The organism is Agrobacterium sp. ICMP 6402, assembly GCF_009498615.1.
GTDB classification, from domain to species: Bacteria; Pseudomonadota; Alphaproteobacteria; order Rhizobiales; family Rhizobiaceae; genus Agrobacterium; species Agrobacterium burrii.
The window spans coordinates 82,235-105,139 of record NZ_QSNV01000012.1 but is presented as its reverse complement, the minus strand read 5'-3'; the positions used below and the strand labels follow the sequence as shown (position 1 = coordinate 105,139).

Sequence of the window (22,905 nt, the reverse complement as noted above, 5' to 3'; positions counted from 1 at the left end):
TTATTTCTCCGCGCCAGCGGTGAGGCCGCCGACCAAATAACGTTCCAGGAACAGGTAGATTGCGATGATCGGCAGCGCGATGAACACGGATGCGGCGGAAATGTCGTTCCAGTAGGTGACATATTCGCCCTGCATCGTGGTGATGCCGAGATTGGCCGTCCAGTTGTCCGGCGAGTTGACGAGGAAGGTGCGCGCATAGGCATAGTCTGCCCAGCTGAGCACGAAGGCATAAAGTGCGGTGGCGGCAAGGCCCGGCGTGGCGATGGGAAGCACGACGCGCACCATCGCGCCAATGGGCGAGCAGCCATCCACCATGGCGGCCTGCTCCAGCTCCTTCGGGATCGTATCGAAATAACCCTTCAGCATCCATGTGGCGAAAGGAATGATCATCGTCGAATGCGCCAGAACCAGCGTCCACAGGCTGCCGATCAGGCCGAAGCTGGAAAAGATCGAAAACAGCGGAATGACGAGCAGCGTCGCTGGCAGCATCTTTGCCGTGAGCACGAACATCCCCATGGTTGCGCCGCCCCGCATGGAATAACGCGACAGCGCATAGCCGGCGCTGACCGAGACCAGCATCGACAGCGCCACCGAACCGATGGCTGCCAGCATGGAATTCCAAAGCCACACCAGGATCGGTTTTGCTGCCCAGACCCGGGCGAAGATGTCCCACTGCGGAGCGTCCGGCCAGAAGGTCGGCGGCAGGCGGTAGAGTTCATCGGTGGTGGAAAGTGCGGTAACCAGCAGCCAGTAGACCGGGAACAGGATCATCACCAGCGTGAAGATCACAGTCGCGTAAAGGGCAAGGCTCTGTAAAAATGTCCGTTTCATCAAAGCCTCCTCAATAGATCGATTTTGAACGCCGGCCGAGCATCAAGAGGCTCGCGACGATGCAGATCACCAGCGTCAGCACGCCGACGGCGGCGGCACGACCGAAATTGTGATACTGGAAGGCTTGGTCATAGGTCATGATCGACAGTGTCTGGGTTGAACGCAGCGGCCCACCGCCGGTCAGAACCTTGATGATGGAAAAGTCGCGGAATACCCACAACAGCGTCAGCACCAGCGTCACGCCCAGTACCGGCATCAAAAGCGGCATGGTGATCCAGCGGAACCGCTGCCACACGCTCGCGCCATCGACCTTCGCCGCCGCATAATAATCGGCTGGAATGGACTGGAGGCCGGCCAGACACATGATCGAGACGAAAGGAAAACCCTTCCACACCATGGTGATCGCCACGGCCCAGAAGGCGGCCGTGGAACTGCTGACCCACGGGATCATCTGATCGGTGAAACCGAGCTGGATCGCGAGCCACCCGAACAGGCCGAAGGAGGTGTCGAACATCCAGGCGAAGATGACGACCGCGATGATTTCCGGCACCGCCCAGGGCAGCGCCATTCCCAGCCGCGCAATGGTGCGGCCCTTGAAACGGTTATTGGCGAGAAGCGCCGTGCTGAGACCAACCGCGACGCTACCGGCGGTAACGACCACGACCAGTTTCAGCGTTACCCAGCAGGCCAGCCAGAATTCCGGCGACGAGAACAGCCAGGTGTAGTTGCTCAGCGAAAACGGCCGGCTGGCGCCGCCGAGCCTTGGTATCTTGACCTGCTGGAACGACAGGTCGATGGCCAGCACGAGCGGCCAGACGATGATGGCGGCAACCATCAGGACCGCGGGCGCGATCAGAATATAGCCGAGGAGATGTTGCCGGCTGGGACGCGCAAGATCGAAGAACTTGCGACGCCCAGCCCGAACGGGTTCGGTCATGGATGGTCCTCCTGCCGGATGCGGATGATGGCCATGGCCCTTGACGGGCCATGGCAGGACAACAAGATCAGGACAATGGGGATCAACCCTTGATGGCTTCGGCCTTTGCCTGCATGGTTTTCGCCAACGCCGCCGGATCGAGATCCTGAATGATCATCCGCTGGCTTTCTTCCATCACCATCTTGCTGAACTCGTTGTAGAAAAGCTCAAGCCCGGTCGGAATGCGGTCGATACCGGCCTCAGACGCGGCCTTCATCGTTTCGATCAGCACCGGGAAATGCTGGATGGTCTTTTCAACACCCGAGACATCCGCCTTCGGGCTTGGCGGGGTGTTGCCGCCCAGGGTGGCGTAGCTGCGCTGGAATTCCGGCGTCATCGTCAGCTTGATGAAATCCCAGACCAATGCCTTCTGGTCGTCGGGAATATCGGCCGGCATGGCCAGCACGTTGGACGATCCGCCAAGTGGCGGATGAAGCGGCGGCGCGACATAAACGATGTCACTCTTGGCCGAACCCTTTTCAGTCGTGCCATAAAGCCACGGTCCATCGAGCCGCATGGCCATCTTGCCATCGGCAAACAGCTTGCGCACGTCGCTGGCGCTCATGTCCACCGGGCTGATGCCGCTCTTCATCACGGTTTTCCAGCGTGAAAGGCCCTCGACCATCTGGGGCGTATCGATGGTGATGTTGCCATCCTTGTCGGTCCAGTAGGCGCCGGCATCGATGATGTAGTTCAGCATTTCCGTCAGATATTGCCCCGGACCACCCTTGGTTTCGTGGCCGGTGCCGAACTGGTCGATGATGCCGTCGCCGTTCAGATCCTTGGTCGTGGCTTTTGCAGCGGCCAGGAACTCGTCATAGGTCTTCGGAACCGCAACGCCCGCTTCTTCCAGCAGCTTCTTGTTATAGGCCATGACGAAACCGAAATAGTTGGTCATGATGCAGACGGTTTCGCCGTTCCATTCGCATTTCTGCTGGCCGGCCCAGCCCGTCATGTCGATGCCGTCCTTTTTCAGCCATGGGTCGAGCGGTTCCAGCCAACCGCTATCGGCAAACATCTGGAATTCGAACGACGCCAGATGCACGATCTGCGGCGGCTGGTTGGCGGCGAAAAGCGTCGTCATTGTATCCGCGTAGGAGCTGCGCTCCGCCTTGGTGAATTCGATCTTCACCCCCGGATGCTGTTTCTCGAAGGCGGCGATGGCGGAACGCCACCATTCGCCCGTTCCGGCATCGTCGGTCTGCCAGGAAATGAACTTCAGCACGGTATCGGCCATGGCGGGCGCAACAGCGCCCATCGTCATCAAAACGGCGGTCGCGGTGCCGAGCGCCAGCTTCTTCATTCTTTTGGTCATGGTTTCCTCCTCCAAAAAACCAAATCAGATACGTTCAATCAGACCGAGCGCCGCCTCCGACGGTCTTACCCCAAGTCCCGGTCCCGACGGCAGGTGATATCTACCTTCGCGGCAATCCATGTCGCCTTCCAGCAGGCGGCGGTTCGGCTCGAAGATCGAGTGCTGGAATTCGTGTCCCTTCAGCATCGGCAATGTCGACGAGGCCTGCAGGCTGGCGGCAAGGAATATGCCGGCGCCGACGGTGGCATGCGGGATCACGTCAATGCCGTGCTCGGCGGCAAGAGCGCCGATGCGGATGAAATTGGTAATGCCCTTATGGCCCATTTCCGGCTGCACGATCGCGATGCGGCAGCGTTCGATGCGGGCGCGCATATCCCAATGGGTACGCCATTCCTCGCCGACGGCAATCGGCACGTCGGTATTTTTCGAAACCTTCTCCAGACCGGCAATGTCCTCCGTCCAGACGGGTGCCTCGGCAAACCACGGGTCGAAGGGCTGCATTTCGGCGATCAGTTCCAGCGCCCGTTCCGGCGTCTGGTTCCAGTGCATGTCGGCGGCGATCTTCGCCTGCGGGCCAAGCACCTGCCGGAGATTGGCAATTTCCGCCGCCGGGCCGTCATCAGCCACCGGCGTTGCGAATTTGAAGGCGTTGAAACCGCGATCCTGCCAGTATTTCGCCAGCTCTCCCCGCGCCTTCAGCGTCCTTTCAGGCAGACCGGAAACATAGGCCGGAAACGTATCTACCCCGCCACCGAGAAGCTCGCGAACCGATTTTCCGGCTTCCTGCCCGGCAATATCCCAGAGCGCGATATCGAGCGCGGCAAGCGCATCGACGTAAAAGCCGCCGGTATAACCGCGCACCCGCATCATGTCATAAAGGTCGTCATAAACAGCCGAAGGATCGGACGCATCGCGGCCAATCACGAAACCGGCGAGAAGATCATTGATGAGGGCTGCGACCGCGCCGGGGGCGACGATGCCATAGGTCTCACCCCAGCCGACGGTGCCAGCCCCGGTGGTCATGCGCACCAGCACGCTGCGGTCAAAGGTGGGGTAGACCGTGCGATTGCCCTTACGCACGATGTAGCCGTTGGGATTGACCACCTCGCCTTCCCTGAGCGCACCAAGATAGGGAACTTTGCGTGGCTGGGTCAGCGTGAAGACTTCGACTGTTGCGATGGGGCTGTTCATGCGGCCTCCGCGGCAACGAGGCCAAGTTCGACCAGATTGGCGTCGATATCGGCAATGGCCGCCGCATCAAGCTCGGGTGTCGGCGCACGCACACCGACGCCTTCGATCACGCCGCGACGGGCGAGCACATATTTGGTCAGCCGCATGCGATAGACCGCCTGCAACACCAGAAGCGGCAGGGTGCGGACATAGATCCGGCGAGCCTCTTCCTGCCGCCCGGCAACAAGCGCCCGGTCGATGGCCACATGTTCCTCGGCGATCTCCAGCGCCGGCATGGCCGCCGTCGCACCACGGGCGTATTCGTCGAGAATGTAACGCGCGCCGCCGCCACCGATGACGCCCTTCAGCGTCGAAGGCGCATGGGCGATGATGTGGCTGATGGCCGGGCCGGCGGGAAGCGTCTCTTCCTTGACATAGGTGACCCGCGGCAAGGCGCGCACGATCTCCACGATCGCCTGCGGCGAAAGGTCGGAGCCGCGCGGCGCAGGCGCGTTCTGCAGGATGATTTCAACTTCGGGCAGCGCCTCGACAATCCGGCCGAGGAATTCGATCAGCGCCGGCGCATCCGTGCCGACCGACTTGGGCGGCTGCACCATCAGGTGGCGAATGCCAAGCGCCGATGCCGCCCGCCCATGCTCGACAACCTCACGCCAGTCGGCCGCACTGGCGCCGGCCACCACCGGCACCCGGCCAGCCACCACATCCACGACGATCTTCAGCAGCGTTGCGCGCTCGGCGGCATTCAAAGTCTCCACCTCGCTGGCGAAACCGGGAAACACGACACCATCCACGCCCTTGTCGAGCGCAAAGACCACCAGCCGCTTCATACCCGCTTCGTCAATGCCGCCATCAGCCAGAAACGGCGTGGGCAGAACAGGCAAAATCCCCTTGAGGCCAGCCACCATCTTTCTCCTCCCAATTAAGTATCATATATTGATACCTTGAATTCACTAATTGACACTACATAGACTCGCACCCTATGACAAGCCCCAAGATGAAATGAACGAGGAGGTTCAAGACATGACAGCACCGGCGACATCGATCATCGTCGATTGGGGAACGACATCACTGAGGGCGGCGCTCGTCGGTGAAGGCGGCGAAGAACTCGATCATCTTGAAACCGCCGACGGTATTTCGAGCCTTGGCAAGGGTGAGCATGAGGCGGCGCTGATGGCTGCACTCGCACCCTGGTTCTCGCGCTGCGGGGCCTTGCCCGTCGCCGCCCTCGGCATGATCACCAGCCGCAATGGCTGGGTCGAAGTCGCTTATGTACCATGCCCGGCAGGCCCGGCGGAACTTGCCGCCGGCACGGTGCGCAGATCGCTGCCGAACGGGTCCGATCTTGTCTTCCTGCCGGGTCTCAACGACCCCGCCCGCCAGCCCTTTCCGGACGTGATGCGCGGCGAAGAAACCCAGATCGTCGGCCGCGGCCTTGGCGAAGACGCCACCCTCATCATCCCCGGAACCCACAGCAAATGGGCGCGGGTGAAGGCGGGTCGGATCGATGGCTTCCAGACATTCGTGACCGGTGAAATCTTCAACCTGCTCATCAATCATTCCTTCATCGCGCGCGGTTCCACGCAGCCGCCGGTCGATGATCCGGAGGCCTATCGCTGGGGTCTGAAAGAGGCAAAACGATCCGCCGCCATGCTGTCGCTGCTGTTTTCGGCGCGAACCGGCGGGCTTGCCGGCCGGCTTTCACCGGATCAGCTGCGCTCTTATGTGCGGGGACTGGTCATCGGGCAGGAATTTCGGCAGGCACGCGATGCCGGATGGTATGCGGAGGGAGACGAGGCAGCTATCGTCGGCAATGACGGGCTGAACGATCTTTATCTGGTTGCCGCAGATGTGTTCGGGCTCAAGACATCGATGGGCGCGGACGACGCCCTGACGAAAGGGGCGCTGGCCGTCCTCAAACAGACGCTTTCCTGAGCGCCGACGATGGCCGGATGCCGAAACGGCGGCGTCCGGCTTTAAGATTAGCGGTTTTTGAGAACCGACATATACAATTTTCCGGTCAGCATCGGCACCAGCTGCGACGAAGACCTGCTCGCCTGAAACCTTTGAGCTCCAGGCAAGCGTAAAGACGAGCGTCGTCGATACCCTATCGCGTCGCCTGCGCCGATTGGATCGAATCCGCCAATATGTCCAATCCGAGGTCGATTTCGGCATCCGACACGGTCAGCGCCGGCGCGATACGGAAGACGCCGCCCATGCCGGGCAGTTTGACGATATTCATGCTCATGCCACGCAGCATCGCTTCGTGCATGATGCGCGCACCGAGTTCAAAACCGGGGGCTTTCGTATGCCGGTCGGCAACGACTTCCAGCCCCAGCAGGAGCCCACGACCGCGCACGTCACCCACACACTCGAACCTCTGCTGTAACGACAAAAGCCCGTCCTTCAGACGCTTTCCGCGGGTAATCGCCTGTTCCACAAGACTGTCACGCGCAACCACGTCGAGGACTGTCACGCCGACAGCAGCCGGCAAGGGATCGGACACATGTGTCGTATAAAACAGGAAGCCCCTTTCGAAGGCTTTCTGCTCCACCTCGGCGCTTGTCATCACGGCCGCGAGCGGCAGGCCGGCGCCCAGCGTCTTGGAGAGCGTCATGATATCCGGTGTCACACCATCACGCTGGAATGCGAACATGTGCCCCGTCCGGCCGACGCCGGTCTGGGCTTCGTCGAGGATAAGCAGCATGCCGCGCTCCTCGCATTTCTTCTTGAGGGCGGCGAGATAACCGAGGGGCAGTTCCAGAATGCCGCCGCTCGACAGGATGGGCTCGGCGATGAAGGCCGCGAGATTGCCGGTCGACTGGCGATCGATCAGTTCGAAGGCATCGTCAAGCTCGGCCTGCCAGTCATTCGATCCATCCGGGTTGCGGAAGCGTGGGCGATAGGCATTCGGGGCGGGAATGACGAGCGAACCGGCCGTCGCCGGGCCGTAGCCCCTGCGGCCGGCGCTGTAGGTGGCAGACGCCGCAGCGCCGGTCATGCCATGCCAGCTCTGGGCAAAAGCGACGACCTCATGGCCGCCGGTGACAAGCTTTGCCATGCGGATTGCCGCTTCATTGGATTCCGCCCCTGTCGTCAGCAATTGCACGCGGTCGAGACCGGGCGCCAGGGCCGCCAGCCGCGCTGCAAGTTCGACGACGGGGCGGGACAACATGCCGGAGAAGAGATGCGCAACCGAGGCCATCTGCCGGTTGACGGTAGCGACAATATCCGGGTGAGTGTGCCCGATCAGGGCGCTCATCTGGCCAGAGGTGAAATCGAGAATGGCGCGGTCATCCGCATCGTAAACGAAACTTCCCGCGGCGCGTTCGACAATGATGTCTTCAAAGGCCGGCCCATAGCGGGTCAGGTGTTTGTTGGCGGCGGCCCAGAAGGCCGGCTCATCGTTCAAAGAAATGGCGTTTTTCGAAATGTTGTCCATGACACGTTCCCCAAAGAGGTGATCCTGACGAACGGTAACAGGCCCTTGCGCAAGCAGTCCAATTGATAGTATCTGAAGCAGATATCGATAATTTTGATATCGCCATGCTCGACCTTACGCTTCTCAAGAACTTCGTCATCGTCGCCCGCGCCGGCTCCATCAGCGTCGCCGCCATGCAGGTCGGACGCACGCAATCGGCGCTCAGCACGCAGATGCAGCGACTTGAGGAACAGGTGGGCCACAGCCTGCTGCAGCGAACGGGTTCGGGGGTGCGGGTCACTGCGGCGGGAGAAAAGCTGCTTGCGCACGCCAATGCGTTGCTTGCGCGGCATGATGAAATCCTTGCGGATATGAGCGAGGCGATCCTTCAGGGAACCGTCAGCCTTGGATGCCCGGAGGATTACTCCATCGCCTTCCTGCCGGAACTGCTGCGGGGCTTCTGCGCAACCTACCCGAAAGTCGACCTGCGGATGGTCTGCGCGCCAACCATCGAGCTGCATCCGCTGCTGCGCCGCCGCCAGATCGACATGGCGCTGGTCTCACAGGCCGATCCTGATCATCCCGAGGTTCTGCGCAGGGAAAGTTTCGTCTGGGTGGCGGACAGGCCGGAACCCGACCTGCTGGCCAAGGACGTGCTGCCGCTGGCGCTCTCGGCACCGGCGACGCTGGATCACCGCGCGGCCTGCGATGCCATGGAAAGCGCCAATCGCCGCTACCGGGTTGCCTTTGCCAGCACCAGCCTTGCCGGCCTCATCGCCATCGCCCGCTCCGGCCACGCCATCAGCGTACTGACGAAAACAGCCGTTCCGCCCGACCTTCACATCATCAAAAACGGCCTGCCGCCGCTGCCGACGATCGGAATAGCCATCGCATTTTCCGATCCCCAGACATCATCGGCGGCCAAGGCCCTCGGCGATCACATTCGAGCGGTTCTTCCGAGCCTCAGTCTTTAGCGTGATTTCCCCTGGGCCGGAGCGCCGAGGCTGAGAAGATGGTAAAAGACGATGGCGCCGATCGTCGCCGTGCCGATACCATCAAGCGTGAAACCGCCGACATTGAGCTTGAAGTTGCCGGCACCCAGCACCAGCGCGATGCCCACGGTGATGAGATTGCGCGGCTCGGAAAAATCGACCTTGTTCTCGACCCAGATGCGCCCGGCGGTCGCGGCGATCAGGCCGAACACCACGACGGAAAGACCGCCGATGACAGGCCCTGGTATCGTTTGAATGAGCGCACCGAATTTCGGCGAAAAGCCGAGGAGGATGGCGACCAGTGCTGCCACAAGGAACACCAGCGTCGAGAAAATGCGGGTGATTGCCATGACGCCCATATTTTCGGCGTAAGTCGTCATTCCCGTTCCGCCGAAGGCGCCGGAAAAGATGGTGGCGATGCCATCGCCGATGAAGGCGCGGCCCAGATAGGGATCGAGATTGCGGCCGGTCATCGCGCCGATCGCCTTTATATGTCCGAGGTTTTCCGCCACCAGAATGACGACGACCGGCGCAATCAGCGCGATAGCCGAGGCGGAAAATTCCGGCGTTGTGAATGTTGGCAGCCCGAACCAGGAGGCGGCCGCAACGCCGGAAAAATCGACGGGCTTGCCGAGGCCGAAGCTGTTGGCCAGCACCAGATAGGCGATGTAGGCAATGGCGCCGCCGAGGAGAATGGGCAGGCGTCGCGCCATGCCGGGCGCATAGACCGCGATTGCGCCGACGGATGTGACGGTCAAAATCGCAATCCAGCGCGACAGCTGGTCGCCATCGGGATTACCGGGGCCGGTGCCGGAGGCGCTGGCAATGGCAATCGGCGCCAGCACCAGACCGATCGCGGCAACGATGGCACCGGTCAGAACCGGCGGCATCAGCCGTTCGATCCAGTTATGGCCGGCAATCATGACGATGACGCCGATCAGGGCATAAAGCACGCCCGCAGCAATGATGCCGCCAAGGGCAAGCGCGATATTAGGGCTCGCCGCACCGGCAGCGGCACCGGTCGCCACCAGCACGGGACCGATGAAAGCGAAAGACGAACCGAGATAGCTCGGCACGCGGCCACCGACGGCGATAAAGAAGATCAGCGTCGAGATGCCCGAAAACAGGATGGAGACGTTCGGATCGAACCCCATGATCAGTGGTGCAAGCACCGTGGAGCCGAACATGGCGACAACATGCTGCAAACCGAGAACCGCGGTCTGCCCGGCGGGCAACCGCTCATCCGGCATGATGCGCCCTTCGGTTTTCAATCGCCAGCGCGGAAAATAGCCACCCGTATTGCTCATCGTCACGTCCCCCAGAAAGCGGCTGGCGCGATTTTGACGAACGTCCCCGTTGCAGATCGCAGCCGCATAAAAAGATTTGTCTTTATGTGATATGCGACCGTCGTCCCGGACCGAATCGGTGGCGGCGCATCCTATCTCCGGTAGCGCGATTGCCGGCTGCTGTCATCGGGCATGGAAAGGTTACCCACCCCTCAGTTCAGCCAAACCGGCGAACGGGTTCGATCTCGCAAACCGATGTCATGACTTTGCCGCGGCCTTCACCCTTGGCGCGATAAAGCGCCTCGTCAGCACAGCGGAAGGCCTCGTCGCAGGACGTTTCCGCCCCGATGACGCTGCTCAATCCGAAGGACGCACCGATGATCATCACGCTGTCATCGACAACATAGGGCTCGGAGAGAAGCAGGCACAGCTGCCGGCAGCGCATTTCGGCTTCGGCAGGGGAAATGGCGGGCATCAACACGGCAAACTCGTCACCGCCCAACCGGAACACCACGTCGCGGTCCTGACAGGCTGCGCGAAGGCGGGCGGCGACCGCCTTGAGCAATGCATCACCGGCGGCGTGTCCGTGGCTGTCATTGATGACCTTGAAACCGTCGAGATCAAGGCAGGCGACAGTCAGGTCTCCCTGCTGGGACAGCCTTGCGAATTCGGAAGAGACAAGCGACCTGTTGGCCAGCCCCGTGAGGAAATCATGCGTCGCGGCATGTCGCATCTGTTTTTCGGCCTCGACAAGCGATTGAACCGCACGGCGGGACATCCGCACCGCGAAGATGCCGCCGGCTATGAGGACGACAAGAACCGTGACGGCAAGCGGCAGGGATTGGCGAAGCAGATCCCGCGCAGGGGTCAGCGGCTGCCAGGACAGCGCCTGTGTCTGCCCATTCGGCCCCATGGCGATCTCCACCCTTGCGCGATCCGCCGGAACGCTGCCGGCCGGCCCGACGGAGGCATCGTCCAGAAGGAAGCGGTTTCCAAGAAACTCCTGCAGGCTGCCGGCGATGGGGATTGCGGAAATCAGCACTGGCGCGCGCCCACTGCGGGGCGTCGCTGTCCTGAAATCCGACTGGAAGAGGCTGGCCGTCAGAAGGACGGCGTCATCGCCGATCACCTCGATCTTGCTGAAGGCGATCGGCTGCGGAATGCCCTCCGGCCTTTCGCCGCGTTCCTTTGCACGAACGGCATCCACAAGCGAGCGCGCATCCTGCGCAATCACTGGCGCGCCCCGGGCAAAAAACGGGCGTTGCAGCACTTCGTCATCCGTCTTCGAGTAGATCAGATCACCGTCGCCGTTGAGAATGCTGACAAAACGGGTGCGTGAGGTGCCGATGAGCGACCGTCCGATATTTCGGTCGGTCCACTCGAGGTCGAACAGATTGTCGATCTTGGCGATGGATTCATCCCAGATCGTCCATGCGGTCAGGGCAAACTCCACATCGGAAATCCATATCGAGATATTGCGCCCGACCAGTGTTTCCTGCCGCTGGCGAAGCTCCGCGTCCAGACGCGCAACACCATAATAGGGAATGGCCGCCAGCCCCGCCAGCAATATGGCAATAAGCACTGCGGCCGGTCCGGCAAGCCTGAGTTGGGTGAAACGCATCGTCATTTATGGTCCGATTATTTGTCGGATGTCATTTTCGACGCGGCACGTTTCATCGCCGTTACCAAAGCGGGAATTTCAGGCAGGTCGGTTAACGCTTGGTTCCTGACGCCAGCGGGCGTTTCGACGAAAGCGCAATCCGCCTTGACGCGGGAGCAATTCAACTCCCGCGCCGGAGTGGCCGGCAGCGGACCGGCCCGCGCGTATTATTGCGCCTTGTCAAGCGCCGTCAAAATCTCATAGGCCAGGGCGACACGGTCCTCATTGGGATAGTTTTTATTGGCCAGAATGACGACGCCGCGTTTCTGCTGCGGTATGAAAGCGACATAGGCGCCAAAACCATTGGTGGAACCCGTTTTGTTGATGAGGACATCCTGACGCGGTTTCATCGGCGGGGTGATTTCGGAAACCGGGACCGTCTTCAAAAGGGCGCCGGAATTCAGATCGACCAGCGTCTTCAGGGCAACCGGATAGGCATACTGCTCCCAGACCATGTCCTGCACCATCGCGCCGACACCGAAATATCCCGTATGGGTGTTGAGGAGCGCCTGCTGCATTTTTCCGTCCAGCGTCTCAAGACCCATATTGGCATTGACGAAACGGATCATGTCGCTTGCCGACGATTTGACGCCGTAAGCCTCCGAGGAGAGAATGGCCGGCGTCACGCGGGCCGGTTCTCCACTGCGCTTATAGCCCTGCGCATAATCCCCCATCTTTGCCTTCGGCACCACGGTAAAGGTGTTCTTCAGCCCCAGTCCGGGCAACAGCGTGCCCTGCATCGCATCATCAAAGCTCTGGCCCATTGCCTTTGCGGTGACATAACCCAGCATCCCAATGCTGGGATTGGCATAGGTGCGATGGGTCCCGGCCTTGTAGGAGGGCTTCCAGTCCTTGAGATAGGCCAGAAGCTGCTGTTCCGTCTTGACGTTATCTGGTACCTGCAACGGAAAGCCGCCGGCGGTGTGGGTGCCGAGATGCATCAGCGTAACATCGCCGAACGGTCTGCCTTTCATCGACGGAAGATAATCCGCAACCTTGCCGGACAGCGACAGCTGGCCGTTCATCTCGGCATAGGTGCTGAGCGACACAGTGAATGTCTTGCTGATCGAGCCGAGCTCGAACAAGGTCTGCGGCGTGACCGGCTGGCCGGTGCTCCTGGACATGACGCCATAGGTGAAGACGTGATTTTCGCCGCCGACACTGATGGCGACAGCCAGACCCGGAATGCCGTTTTTCTCCATGACCGGCTTTATCGCGGCATCCGTTATCGCCTTCAACTTCGCCTCATCGGCGGCGGAGGCCTGTGTGAACAGGCCGGCCGAGAGCAGCGCGGCAAAGGCAATATGTCCGTGATTGAGTTTCATCTTTCGCATTCTCCAAAACCTCAGGTAGATGACCGGCGTTTGCACCGTCCCCAGCGAAAGAGCTTTAGCCGCCCTACTTTGCACGAACAAACCATGATATCTCGGAAGAGATACAAGAAAATCTAGGCCTCAAATGGTTCGGCAATTCCTTCCCTTAAACGGTCTTCGGGCCTTCGAGGCATCGGCAAGACATCTCAGCTTCACGCGCGCGGCCATCGAACTCTGCGTCACGCAGGCGGCGGTGAGCCAGCAGGTGAAGGTGCTGGAAAAGCGGCTGGGCGTCTCGCTGTTTCAGCGGCTTCCGCGCGGGTTGAAAATCACCGCCGAGGGTGAAGCGCTTCTGCCCACCGTCACCAGTTCCTTCGATCAGATGGCGACGACGCTCGACAGGATCGAGGCCGGACAGGTGCGTGAATTGCTGTTTCTGGGGGTCGTTGGCACCTTTGCCGTCGGCTGGCTTCTGCCGCGGCTGAAGGATTTTCAAAAGCAGCATCCCTTCATCGATATCAGGGTTTCCACCAACAATAACCGGGTGGACATGGCGGCCGAAGGGCTGGATTTTGCCATCCGCTTCGGTCAGGGTTCATGGCACGGCACCGATGCCTTCCGGCTTTTCGATGCGCCGCTTTCGCCGCTTTGCACGCCCAAACTGGCGGAGACTTTAAAAACACCTGCCGATCTTGTCGAGGCGACGCTTTTGCGCAGCTACCGGTCCGACGAATGGAGCACATGGTTTGCGGCCGCCGGCGTGACGCCCACAGCGCAGGTGAATGCCGGGATCGTTTTCGATACCTCGCTCGGCATGATGGAGGCCGCGCTGCAGGGGCTGGGCGTGGCGCTGGCTCCGCCATCGATGTTTTCGCGGCATCTGGCGTCCGGGGCAATCATCCAGCCCTTCCCCGTCACCATATCGCTTGGAAGCTACTGGCTGACGCGGCTGCAATCAAAACCGCAGACATCCGCCATGCAGGCCTTCTCGGACTGGATGTCGACCCATGCTGACTTTGCCTGACATGGCTTACAGCAGCGCCAGCAGAACGCCGCCGGCAGCGCAGATCACCACCACGACCCATGGCGGCGTCTTCCACACCGTCAACAGGATGAAACCCGCAAGGGCCAGCGTGAAATCCTTCGGGGTAAAGACGGCACTGGTCCACACCGGATCATAAAGTGCGGCACCAAGAATGCCGACAACGGCCGCATTTGCACCACGCATGGCCGCCTGCGCCAGAAGATGCCGGCGAAACCCTTCCCAGAAGGGCAGCGCACCGATGAGAAGCAGCATGCCCGGCAGGAAGATCGCGACAAGGGCGATGGCCGCACCGAAAACGCCGTTTGGCTGCGGCCCAACCACCGCGCCGAGATAGGCGGCAAAGGTGAAAAGCGGGCCGGGAACGGCCTGTGTCGCTCCATATCCGGCGATAAATGCATCCTCCGTCACCCAGCCGGTGGCGACGACTTCGGACTGCAGCAGCGGCAGGACCACATGCCCGCCGCCGAAGACCAGCGCGCCGGCGCGATAAAACGCATCGAACAACGAGAGACCCTGCGATCCCGCTATCGCCGCAAGCAGCGGCAACAGGCCGAGGAGCAGGATGAAGGCTGTGAGCGCGATATATCCGACGCTTTTCGGCACCCGGAACTGGAGATGAGAAGCTTCCCGCACCGCACCGTCGCGACAGAAGACAAGCCCGGCAATGGCGCCCACGGCAAGCGCCAGGATTTGTCCGAAGGCTCCGGCCAGAAAAACCACGCAGACAATGCCGGAAAGCGCAATGCTGGCCCGCTGCCGATCCGGCGCAAGGCTTTTTGCCATGCCCCAGACCGCCTGCGCCACCACGGCGACGGCGACGATCTTGAGGCCATGCAGCAGGCCGGTGCCCACCGGCCCCTCGATCGAAGCGGCGATGGTGGCGAACAGCAAAAGCAGGATGGCGGATGGCAGGGTAAATGCCGTCCATGCCGCCATAGCGCCGAGCGGCCCGGCCCTCAAAAGCCCGAGCGCAAAACCCACCTGGCTGGAGGCCGGGCCGGGAAGAAACTGACAGAGCGCCACGAGATCGGCATAACCGGCCTCGTCGATCCATTTGCGCCGTACGACCAGCTCATCGCGAAAATAACCGAGATGGGCGATGGGACCACCGAAAGAAGTGACACCAAGTTTCAGGAAAGCAGCAAAAACTTCACCGGGCGTGCCGTGCCTATGGCTGCGCACTTCGGTCTCCATGATTCGCGTTGACGATTTCACCAAAGAACTCCCTGCGTGCAACGGCTATTCGTCAACACATATCAGCCTAAAAACGGTTTCGGTATCAGATACCACTATGACAGGCATATGAAGGGGCTGGCCGCAACGACACCGGAAAGTTACGATAACTTTCCGGTGTCGTTTGGCGACTATCCGGCGAAGGGCCTATCGCCCGGTCGGCAAGAGGTCGGCGAAGTGCGAAATCCAGCCATTTTCATCGGTGCCGCCGGAAAAACCCGTTGCCTCCCAGATGATGTGATGCCTGTTGCTGCCGTTGTGGATAGTCACTGCGGCGGCGATGGGGGTCGGGGATCGCCACGAAAAATTGCGGTTCGCCCCGGGTTCGAGATGGCTGAGGGATTCGAGCTGGACATCATCGAGGAAAAGCACCGTGCTCATCTGGGTCTCATAAAGGTTTTCCCATCGCGCCTGCGCCAGCGCATTTGCTGCCGCAACGAGAAGATTGCTCTCGCCGACAGGATCAGCCAGGGCCGCAAGACGCCATGCGGCAAAGATATTGGCGATATCCCCCGTGCTAAGCCCGAGGCTTGATAGGAACTCGATGGTCTGGTCATTGCCGAAAGCATTATAACCCGCTTCACCGAAGGGCCGGATATGCTTGACCACGAAATTGCTGAGAATTGGCATGTGTGTCTCCTTTTTTGGACATGAGCCACCTGTCCCGGACGTTGACGTGCAGGATCGCATGGTGGAATTTTTGGTTGCTTCGGTGCCGACCGGCAATCGAAGGGAGTGTGGTTGGCGGCCTAGCCGAAGGTGATGGCGACGCGGGCCGGCATTCCCAGGAACTCCTGCAGGCCGATGCGTGTTCTGGTGCCACCCCGCCCGGCCGGCCATGGATCGAGGATATGAAGTTCGAGATCCTTGCCATCCACGGTGTAGCCGTAGACGAGGTAATAATGGTACTCCGTGCCGATCACGAAGACGCGGTTGTTGTCGATCTCGTGTCTGACGATATCGGTGGTCAGACCATTGACGAAGTGGCCGTTGGTCGTTGTGTGATCGAAGGCATTCCACTGGCTGGAAACCAGCTTGACGATATTGCTGTTCGGATTTGCCCCGCCCAGTTCAAGGATGCCAGCGGATTGATCCAGAACCTGCGCCAGCTCCCAGCGTTCCTGAACCTGCGGGTCGACGGTCGCGAGCGCTGCGGTATTGCGTCTCGCAATGTCGTATTGCGTGGCCGCAGGAAGCCCACGATAGGCCCGCACCATCTGCTCGACGGCGGCAAAGCACCAGGCGGGGGTGCCCTGAGGGACCAAAACGGGAGGGTTGTTGACTGTCGGCACGGTCTTCTCCTTCTTGAAAATGACGCAGCACAGGTTGCGCTTCGATGGCGTCCGGATGCCCGTCGTTGATTTTGCGTTGGTGAATGGTGAGATTTCGTTCCTAGCCGTCCTGCCGGCATATTCGCCGGCAGGACATTGCCCATGATCCATGCCAAGGGGACGATTCCGGCTGAGACCATGGATACGCTTCCTGCCGGGCCGGGGCAGGAATGGCAGTCTCTGGCGCATCAGGCGCTTTTGTTCAGATCCGCACGATAGGCCTGCAACGATGCGATCTTTGCATCTGCTGCGGCTTCGCGTTCGGCGACGATCTCGGTGAGTTTCACCGAGGCCTCGGCCATATAGTTCGTCAGTTCGATGCCCGAGAGATATTTGCCTTGCAGCTTGTTCAGCTTCGACCAGCCATCCGCAAAACTGCGGCTGAACCTGTCGCAGACAATCACAACCGCATGCCATTGACCGGTTTGCCTGACGAAAAACTCATCGACGGAGCGGACGAGCTGCGCGAAGCGGTTCTTTCGAATGACTTCCAGTTCGGCAACGCTTTCGATGCCGCTGATCTGGTGCTGGGCGTCATCGGCGATGGCCTGCATGAAGTCGGCGAAGGTCTTGAAGAAAAATGCAACCTCCTCGATGATCTCCTTCATGCGCTTCAGGGCCGAGAGACTGACATTCAGCGACTGGACCGCAAGCTGGATTTTGTCGTCTTCGGTCTGCTTGCCTTTGAGCAGGGCGTTGATTTTCACCAGTTCGGCGGATTGGGTGCGGCGTTCCTTTTCATAGGCTTCCGCCTTGTCGATCATTTGCATCTGGATTTCACGCAGGCTCGCCGCCTGTTGCTGTTGCTCGTCGGAAAGCTTGCCCAGCCCCTTGTCCAGGGCATCGAGCGAAGCCTGCAGGCTGGAAACGATGGTTTCCTGCTTTGCAACCTTTTCCTCCTGCATCTTGAGTTCGTCAGACCGCGCCTTCAGACGTTTTTCGAGTTCGGCAAGTTCGACCGCCTTGCTCGATTTCGGATCGGCGCCTGTAGCCTCATCCGCCAGCTTCGACTTCGATTCCTCCAGCGATTTGATATCGCCCTTCAAGGCATCGCGCTTTTCCTGGCTTTTGCGGAGCTCGGCTTTCTGTTCGGAAAGCTCGCTCTGCTTGGCGGCTGCATCGTTCTTGCCGCCGCCTGTCGCCGGGTTGCGCGAGCCTCCGCCCTGCCCCTGCCCATCGGCATCCTGACCACCTTTGGGTTGCCCCGAAAGCGCGCCGCCGACCGAAGACGCCAGCATCGAGGCAGGACCACCAGCCACCATGGCGATGGCGGGAATGGCGCTTGAGATCATCTGCGCGCCGACACGAACGATCGACATGACAAATGCGCGTTGCTCTGCCGTATTGGCGCGCTTCTCGTATTCACTCGCTTTCTTCTCGAATTCGGCGACCTGCACCCTCAGGTCGTTGACGAGCGATTCAAGCTGTTCGCGTCGCGCGCCCGCTTCGGTGATTTCCCGTTCAATCGCGGCCTTGTCGACAAGCCGTTTGCTCAAAACGGTTTCGCTCTTGTCCGTTGTCTGCACCGTGTCCTTGATGATGACATCATAGGTGGACGCGATAACCAGAAGCTCGTTGCGAACACTCAGCGCCCTGTCGCGGATGTTTTTGGCGAGTTTAATCAGATCATTGGAGACAAATGTCTTGATCTCGGCCTGATCGTTTCCCTCCCGGACGTCGAGCCAGTCCGGGAACAGATCGGCGATCGCCTTGCCGATCCTGCCGGCCTCATCCATCGCGTTTCGCATGGTGAGTTCGCTTTTCTGCTGCGCCGTTATCAGCTTGTTCATGATCGCGCTGATGCGCACGCGAACGTCGCCTTCCTCCTGCGGGGTGGTGTTGTAGGCGATGTAGAGCAGATCGATCGCGTTGTCGGTATCGCGCTTGGCCCGCTCGACATCGTAAGTTCCCTGGATCTTGTCGACATAGGACCGGACGAGCGCCGTATCTGACTTGGGAAGATTAAACTTCGGCTGCGAAAGGATCGTATCGACACTGGCGTCGATCTCGCTTTTGATTTTGGCTTCCCGGCTTTCAAAGGTCACGACATTATTCATTTTCATGCTCCTGTTAATGGTTGTTACGGACAGTCATGGGGTTGATCGCTCACGATCCGCATTGTTTCCTGGCGTCTTCAGGCAGTCCGGCCTCGGTGGAGGAAATAAACTGCGGCACGTCTTTGGTCAGGCCGTCGATCTCGGCGGACAGCCGGTCGACCTGGCGTATTTTCGCGTCGTCAGGATTGACCTCGCTCGCTTCCTTCAGAGCGTTGGTGAAGTTGCCCACCTGAATGTTGAAGTCCTGAACCTTGCCGTTGATGGTGGAAATCGCCGCTTTGAGCCTGGTGATCTGCTCTTCCAGATTTTTCACCGCGCTCTGGTTTTCCGCGTGGCTCTGCTGTGCCGCAATCAGCTGGCGGCGATTGTTTTCGAGCTGGTTGCGAACGCCCTCAAGCGCCGCCCGGGCATTGTCCAGCCGCGGCTGTGCGATGCGGTATTCCCTCTCCGCATCGTTCATCCAGCCGAACGCCTTGACCGCGGCGTCACCGGCCTGGCAAATTCCCGGCAGGAAGAAGAGGACGCCGCTGCATATCGTTACTCTCTTGGCCTGCTCGTCCCTTTCCCTACGGGCTTTTTCGAAGGTGGCCTGACGCGCCCTGACGTTCTCGCTCTCGGACTGAACCAGCTCCTCGTAGCCCTTCACGCTGGTTTCGGACTGCGCCACCTGCCGTTCCAGCTCGATCTGCAGGTACATGGCCTCTCCCAGCGCCCTCTCCCGTTCGGCGCTGAGCTGCTGTTGCGCCGTCAGATGTTCCATCAGGCACACGGATCGGCGGCCGAGCAGCTCCCGGCTTGCTTCCGCCTGTTCAAGTTTTGACTGGAAAGCCGCCACCTGCTCGGTGGTGAGGGCGGCCGCATTTGCAATGGCCGGCTGGCCCATGGACGGAATGTCAAACTGCATCGCGATTGCCGCAAGGCCGGCAAAAATAACATGTCGAAGTTGCATCGCTTTATCCTCCTTCTGAGAATTGTGGTGAATGGACGTGCCGTGGCCCACCCGGCATTGCTGCCGGACGCGCCAGAAACTCGGTAGAAACATGCGGATGCCTGGCGGCTTCGGAATGCAGTTTTCGCCACTCCGTCAAGGCCGAAAAAACAACCATCAAAGATTGTGTTTTCGATTGCCCAACGAAAGATTTTATGTCCGAAGCCAAATAAAATTATGCAATAAAAACAGACGATAAAATTGTTATTATCGCCGCTCTCGCAAACCGTTCCAAAAGGGCACATATTTCAATGCGTCCTTTAACACTCAATTTATGAGAGTATTTTTTAATACCCTCAAGGAGAGCGGCGCGGGAGTGCAACAAATTGCACGCATCTCCCGAACCCGGAACATTTCAGCTGTCATGCGAGCCTGAACGGCCGCAGCCGGCGAACAAAATTCATATTTTAAAATTCGCCATAAAGTAGCGAAACTTAGAATTCCGTGGGAGAAAGGCATCTGGAAAAGCAGTTGCGCAGGATTCAAAATCGCTCCCGCAAGGAGACCCCGTTCGGCCGCAGCCGGACATGCTTCAGGAGAGGCTGACACCCCTTGCAAACCGGATCCTGAATGATGCCGCTTTTGACGAGACTGCCATCCGTTTTTGCTCGCAGATATCGACGGTCTTCAAGCAGGAGCCGCGCCTCGTCCGCGCCATCGGTGATTTCGGCGCATTCGCAACGATACTGTGCGCCATCGCTCTGGCGTCGATCCATGGCGGCCAATTTACCCTGGCTGCGGTTCAGGCCATCGTCGTCCCCCGGGGCTGGGCCTCCAGCCGCAGGACACGGGCCTTGATCGACTGGCTGGAACTCGAAGGCGCCGCCCGGCGGCATCAACCCCGTGACGACAACCGCGAACGTCCGTGGTCGTTGTGTGGCTGGCTGATCATGGCGATCGAGACGCTCGCCGAGGCTTATCTTGCCGCAGCCGCGCCATGGGGGGCGCAACCGGTTATGGACAGGCCGGCGAAAGATGACATCGGCATCAACAGCCTTATCGGTGGCGTCGGCTGGCTTTTGAAGCAACCGCAGGAGTTTATCCCGACATCAATGGAAACCCTGATGTTCCTGGGCCATGCCCCCGGGTTTCCTCTGCTGCTGGATCTGCTGTCTGCGGCCAAAACTAGCAAATCCGATGCTTCAGATTGTGAGTTTTCCCGCAAGGCGGCTGCGCGCGCCTATGGGGTAAGCCGCGCCCAGGTCACCGCCCTATTGGCCAAGGCAGAACGTCTGACCATTCTGAAGAGGGACGGGTCCCGCATACTTCTAAGCGACAGGACATTGCAGAATGTGCAAAGGGATATCGCCCAGCAACTGGCATTTGTTGTCGTGTGGCTGGGGATTTTGAGAGCCTGACGGCATCAGCGGTTGCTCGCGACAATGGCGCCACTAGGAAAACCGACACCGCCGGGTTAGAAGAAGCGATACCGGATGCGTGACATGACCCTGCCAGAAAAGACCCCAGCCGTGGATGCCACAATCGAGGATCGCTCGCTCCTGATCCGCGAATCCCTGCGCAATGCCATCATCGACCGGCGGATCGCGCCGGGAACGAAGCTCCCGGAGGCGGAGGTCGGGGCGCTTTTCGACGTCAGCCGCACGGTGGCGCGTGCCGCTTTGCAGATTTTGGCCTTCGAGGGGCTGGTGAAGACCGAGCGTAACCGTGGGGCCTTCGTTTCCACGCCCTCGCCGGAAGAAGCGCGCCAGATTTTCGCCTCGCGCCGCCTGATCGAGCCGGGCATCATCGCGGCGGCGGTGGAGCACATCACGCCTGCGGATATTGTGCGATTTCAGCATCACCTCGTCGAAGAGGCGCAATATATGAATGAGCGTGGCCCGGCCGCGCGCCGGGCGGAAATAAAGGCCTCGGGCGATTTCCATCTCCTGCTGGCGGCCCTGTCCGGGAATGTCATCCTCCAGCGGTTTATGGATGAACTGGTCGCCCGCTCCTCGCTGGTCGTCGCCCTTTATGGCCGCTCGGGTATTTCGAGCTGCGGCCACAATGAACACCTTGCCATTCTCGAGCTTGTCGCAAAGGGCGATGCAAAAGGCGCTTCAGATCTTATGATCCATCACCTCGATCATATCGAGGCCGATCTCGATCTGCAGCCGAAGCAGGGTGTCAGCCTGAGAAACGCGCTGACACCGCTCTCCTGATCGCTGGCGGATGGCCGGCAATGTCGGTTGCTCGGACACGAATGCGCTAGTTTGCCTTGAAGCGGTCGAAAGCTGTGAGGTGCTTGACCGGGGGATCGGCCTCCCAGCGGTAAATCTCGGTCCGCAGGAAATGCAGCTCCTCATCGAGCTTTTCTTCGGCTACTTCCACCCACCAGGCTTTCGGCCGGCCATCCGAACCATCCGACCAGCGGTAGCTGCGCTTTTTCAGATGATCCTTCATGTCGAAGGGGCTGTTTTCCGCATAAATGCGGACCCTTGAGCGCTGGCTTGCCTGATACAGTTCTGCGAAGGGTGCTTCGCCCTGCCCCGCACGCGCATGACCCAGCACCTCCAGAAGCGCAAAACAATCATCGACGGCGCGATGGCCGTCGTGGAAATAACCGGACTGCCCAATCAGATAGGCAAGTTTGCTGCCTTCAAAACCCCGCGCCCGCCAGTCGATCTCGGAAACCGAACAGGCCCATGCCTTCTCGCGGAAAATCGGCGAGAAGGCCTCGCAGAACGGACGGTCAAAGCCGGCATTATGGGCGATGATCAGATCCGCCCGAGCAACAAGCGCGCTCAGGCGGTCCATGTCGATCACCTGTCCGGCGACCATCTCGTCGGTGATCCCGGTCAGGCGCGTGATCTCTTCCGGGATAGTGACGCCGGGCTGCCGCAGGCCGCCATAGACGCCGGTAACGTCGCCGATCGCACCATGATCGTCGAATGTGAAGGCGATAACGCCGATCTCGATAATCTCGTCGGTTCGATGATTGAGGCCCGTGGTTTCGGTATCAAGGATAATGCCCTGACGGGGGAACTCCGGCCGCGGTCTGTCTACGACGGAACGTGGCATGAGCCGGCGTGAAACACGGTAATTTCCGGTGGATTCAAGATATCCGGCAAGCGTCTCGTCATCCGCAACATTCGCCTTTGCCGTTTCGCGGCCGGCCGCTTTTCGTCCCCGTTCACCCTGGGGAAGCCGCGCCGCCGCGGAACCGAAAAAATCCAACTGGGAGCTCATTATGCGCCTGTCCGCCGTGTCCGGAAATCGTGATTTAAGTAGTCCAGCATATGTGCAGAGGCTCACGGTAACAACAGCGGTTG

The 22,905-nt window shown here is 60.1% G+C and carries 20 protein-coding genes; 5 read left to right on the top strand and 15 right to left on the bottom strand.

The features are described 5' to 3' along the window. From DXT96_RS23765 to DXT96_RS23745, 5 genes are all read right to left on the bottom strand, one after another. Positions 1–831 (bottom strand): carbohydrate ABC transporter permease, encoded by an 831-nt coding sequence (locus DXT96_RS23765; RefSeq protein ID WP_153516739.1) that lies wholly within the window; start codon positions 829–831, stop codon positions 1–3. Positions 832–841: 10 nt separating this feature from the next. Then, positions 842–1,768 (bottom strand): carbohydrate ABC transporter permease, encoded by a 927-nt coding sequence (locus tag DXT96_RS23760; RefSeq protein WP_153516738.1) that lies wholly within the window; start codon positions 1,766–1,768, stop codon positions 842–844. A gap of 82 nt (positions 1,769–1,850) precedes the next feature. Continuing rightward, positions 1,851–3,122 carry a sugar ABC transporter substrate-binding protein gene (locus tag DXT96_RS23755; protein WP_153516737.1) on the bottom strand — a complete coding sequence of 424 codons (1,272 nt, stop codon included), beginning with the start codon at positions 3,120–3,122 and terminating at the stop codon, positions 1,851–1,853. A 24-nt stretch (positions 3,123–3,146) separates the two neighbouring features. Beyond that, on the bottom strand, positions 3,147–4,313 hold the full coding sequence (locus tag DXT96_RS23750) for a mandelate racemase/muconate lactonizing enzyme family protein (protein WP_153516736.1): 1,167 nt from the start codon (positions 4,311–4,313) through the stop codon (positions 3,147–3,149). Further along, positions 4,310–5,218, bottom strand: coding sequence for a dihydrodipicolinate synthase family protein (locus DXT96_RS23745; RefSeq protein WP_153516735.1), 909 nt, complete (start codon positions 5,216–5,218; stop codon positions 4,310–4,312). Before DXT96_RS23745 ends, DXT96_RS23750 begins: the two co-directional genes overlap by 4 nt. Positions 5,219–5,333: 115 nt before the next feature. Between DXT96_RS23745 and DXT96_RS23740 the strand changes: the two genes are divergently transcribed. Continuing rightward, positions 5,334–6,245: a 2-dehydro-3-deoxygalactonokinase gene (locus tag DXT96_RS23740; protein WP_153516734.1), complete on the top strand. Its 912-nt coding sequence runs from the start codon at positions 5,334–5,336 to the stop codon at positions 6,243–6,245. A 172-nt stretch (positions 6,246–6,417) separates the two neighbouring features. Here the strand turns inward: DXT96_RS23740 and DXT96_RS23735 are convergent, their stop codons facing one another. Further along, on the bottom strand, positions 6,418–7,752 hold the full coding sequence (locus DXT96_RS23735) for an aspartate aminotransferase family protein (protein ID WP_153516733.1): 1,335 nt from the start codon (positions 7,750–7,752) through the stop codon (positions 6,418–6,420). Between the two features lie 104 nt (positions 7,753–7,856). Between DXT96_RS23735 and DXT96_RS23730 the strand changes: the two genes are divergently transcribed. Beyond that, the gene (locus DXT96_RS23730) at positions 7,857–8,705 is read left to right on the top strand and encodes a LysR family transcriptional regulator (RefSeq protein ID WP_174375005.1); all 849 of its coding nucleotides are present in this window, start codon (positions 7,857–7,859) and stop codon (positions 8,703–8,705) included. Here the strand turns inward: DXT96_RS23730 and DXT96_RS23725 are convergent. The 3 genes from DXT96_RS23725 to ampC all read right to left on the bottom strand — a co-directional run bounded on the left by DXT96_RS23725 (position 8,702) and on the right by ampC (position 12,994). Next, positions 8,702–10,030: a solute carrier family 23 protein gene (locus DXT96_RS23725; protein WP_153516732.1), complete on the bottom strand. Its 1,329-nt coding sequence runs from the start codon at positions 10,028–10,030 to the stop codon at positions 8,702–8,704. The genes DXT96_RS23730 and DXT96_RS23725 overlap by 4 nt on opposite strands. 196 nt (positions 10,031–10,226) lie before the next feature. After that, positions 10,227–11,636 carry a diguanylate cyclase domain-containing protein gene (locus tag DXT96_RS23720; RefSeq protein ID WP_153516731.1) on the bottom strand — a complete coding sequence of 470 codons (1,410 nt, stop codon included), beginning with the start codon at positions 11,634–11,636 and terminating at the stop codon, positions 10,227–10,229. A 200-nt stretch (positions 11,637–11,836) separates the two neighbouring features. Next, on the bottom strand, positions 11,837–12,994 hold the full coding sequence (gene ampC / locus DXT96_RS23715; RefSeq protein WP_153516730.1) for a class C beta-lactamase: 1,158 nt from the start codon (positions 12,992–12,994) through the stop codon (positions 11,837–11,839). Between the two features lie 133 nt (positions 12,995–13,127). Between ampC and DXT96_RS23710 the strand changes: the two genes are divergently transcribed. Further along, positions 13,128–14,006, top strand: a complete 879-nt coding sequence (locus DXT96_RS23710) for a LysR family transcriptional regulator (protein ID WP_153516729.1) — start codon at positions 13,128–13,130, stop codon at positions 14,004–14,006. A gap of 6 nt (positions 14,007–14,012) precedes the next feature. On the opposite strand, the gene chrA is transcribed toward DXT96_RS23710, so the two are convergent. From chrA to DXT96_RS23685, 5 genes are all read right to left on the bottom strand, one after another. Beyond that, complete coding sequence (gene chrA / locus DXT96_RS23705) at positions 14,013–15,221, bottom strand: chromate efflux transporter (protein WP_153516809.1); 1,209 nt, start codon at positions 15,219–15,221, stop codon at positions 14,013–14,015. Between the two features lie 186 nt (positions 15,222–15,407). Beyond that, positions 15,408–15,890, bottom strand: coding sequence for a hypothetical protein (locus tag DXT96_RS23700; protein ID WP_149901414.1), 483 nt, complete (start codon positions 15,888–15,890; stop codon positions 15,408–15,410). Between the two features lie 119 nt (positions 15,891–16,009). Next, a complete protein-coding gene (locus tag DXT96_RS23695; RefSeq protein WP_149901415.1) occupies positions 16,010–16,552 on the bottom strand; it encodes a hypothetical protein in 543 nt (180 codons plus the stop codon). Positions 16,553–16,779: 227 nt separating this feature from the next. Next, positions 16,780–18,648, bottom strand: coding sequence for a tyrosyl-tRNA deacylase (locus tag DXT96_RS23690; RefSeq protein WP_153516728.1), 1,869 nt, complete (start codon positions 18,646–18,648; stop codon positions 16,780–16,782). 49 nt (positions 18,649–18,697) lie between these two features. After that, on the bottom strand, positions 18,698–19,597 hold the full coding sequence (locus DXT96_RS23685) for a hypothetical protein (protein WP_153516727.1): 900 nt from the start codon (positions 19,595–19,597) through the stop codon (positions 18,698–18,700). Between the two features lie 566 nt (positions 19,598–20,163). Between DXT96_RS23685 and DXT96_RS23680 the strand changes: the two genes are divergently transcribed. Together DXT96_RS23680 and DXT96_RS23675 are read left to right on the top strand one after the other, a co-directional pair. Beyond that, positions 20,164–20,994, top strand: a complete 831-nt coding sequence (locus DXT96_RS23680; protein ID WP_153516726.1) for a hypothetical protein — start codon at positions 20,164–20,166, stop codon at positions 20,992–20,994. Positions 20,995–21,078: 84 nt separating this feature from the next. Then, complete coding sequence (locus DXT96_RS23675) at positions 21,079–21,795, top strand: GntR family transcriptional regulator (protein WP_153516725.1); 717 nt, start codon at positions 21,079–21,081, stop codon at positions 21,793–21,795. A 46-nt stretch (positions 21,796–21,841) separates the two neighbouring features. On the opposite strand, the gene DXT96_RS23670 is transcribed toward DXT96_RS23675, so the two are convergent. Next, positions 21,842–22,822 carry a 3'-5' exonuclease gene (locus DXT96_RS23670; protein ID WP_153516724.1) on the bottom strand — a complete coding sequence of 327 codons (981 nt, stop codon included), beginning with the start codon at positions 22,820–22,822 and terminating at the stop codon, positions 21,842–21,844. Between the last annotated feature and the right edge of the window lie 83 nt (positions 22,823–22,905).

Bases quoted from the DNA above. Each gene is read 5' to 3' on its own strand.
- DXT96_RS23730 (WP_174375005.1), top strand. From the start codon at position 7,857: ATGCTCGACCTTACGCTTCTCAAGAACTTCGTCATCGTCGCCCGCGCC.
- DXT96_RS23685 (WP_153516727.1), bottom strand. From the start codon at position 19,597: ATGCAACTTCGACATGTTATTTTTGCCGGCCTTGCGGCAATCGCGATG.
- DXT96_RS23755 (WP_153516737.1), bottom strand. From the start codon at position 3,122: ATGACCAAAAGAATGAAGAAGCTGGCGCTCGGCACCGCGACCGCCGTT.
- DXT96_RS23750 (WP_153516736.1), bottom strand. From the start codon at position 4,313: ATGAACAGCCCCATCGCAACAGTCGAAGTCTTCACGCTGACCCAGCCA.
- DXT96_RS23745 (WP_153516735.1), bottom strand. From the start codon at position 5,218: ATGGTGGCTGGCCTCAAGGGGATTTTGCCTGTTCTGCCCACGCCGTTT.
- DXT96_RS23710 (WP_153516729.1), top strand. From the start codon at position 13,128: ATGGTTCGGCAATTCCTTCCCTTAAACGGTCTTCGGGCCTTCGAGGCA.
- DXT96_RS23725 (WP_153516732.1), bottom strand. From the start codon at position 10,030: ATGAGCAATACGGGTGGCTATTTTCCGCGCTGGCGATTGAAAACCGAA.
- DXT96_RS23670 (WP_153516724.1), bottom strand. From the start codon at position 22,822: ATGAGCTCCCAGTTGGATTTTTTCGGTTCCGCGGCGGCGCGGCTTCCC.
- ampC (WP_153516730.1), bottom strand. From the start codon at position 12,994: ATGAAACTCAATCACGGACATATTGCCTTTGCCGCGCTGCTCTCGGCC.
- DXT96_RS23690 (WP_153516728.1), bottom strand. From the start codon at position 18,648: ATGAATAATGTCGTGACCTTTGAAAGCCGGGAAGCCAAAATCAAAAGC.
- DXT96_RS23675 (WP_153516725.1), top strand. From the start codon at position 21,079: ATGACCCTGCCAGAAAAGACCCCAGCCGTGGATGCCACAATCGAGGAT.
- DXT96_RS23680 (WP_153516726.1), top strand. From the start codon at position 20,164: ATGCTTCAGGAGAGGCTGACACCCCTTGCAAACCGGATCCTGAATGAT.
- DXT96_RS23740 (WP_153516734.1), top strand. From the start codon at position 5,334: ATGACAGCACCGGCGACATCGATCATCGTCGATTGGGGAACGACATCA.
- DXT96_RS23760 (WP_153516738.1), bottom strand. From the start codon at position 1,768: ATGACCGAACCCGTTCGGGCTGGGCGTCGCAAGTTCTTCGATCTTGCG.
- DXT96_RS23765 (WP_153516739.1), bottom strand. From the start codon at position 831: ATGAAACGGACATTTTTACAGAGCCTTGCCCTTTACGCGACTGTGATC.
- DXT96_RS23720 (WP_153516731.1), bottom strand. From the start codon at position 11,636: ATGACGATGCGTTTCACCCAACTCAGGCTTGCCGGACCGGCCGCAGTG.
- chrA (WP_153516809.1), bottom strand. From the start codon at position 15,221: ATGGAGACCGAAGTGCGCAGCCATAGGCACGGCACGCCCGGTGAAGTT.
- DXT96_RS23700 (WP_149901414.1), bottom strand. From the start codon at position 15,890: ATGCCAATTCTCAGCAATTTCGTGGTCAAGCATATCCGGCCCTTCGGT.
- DXT96_RS23735 (WP_153516733.1), bottom strand. From the start codon at position 7,752: ATGGACAACATTTCGAAAAACGCCATTTCTTTGAACGATGAGCCGGCC.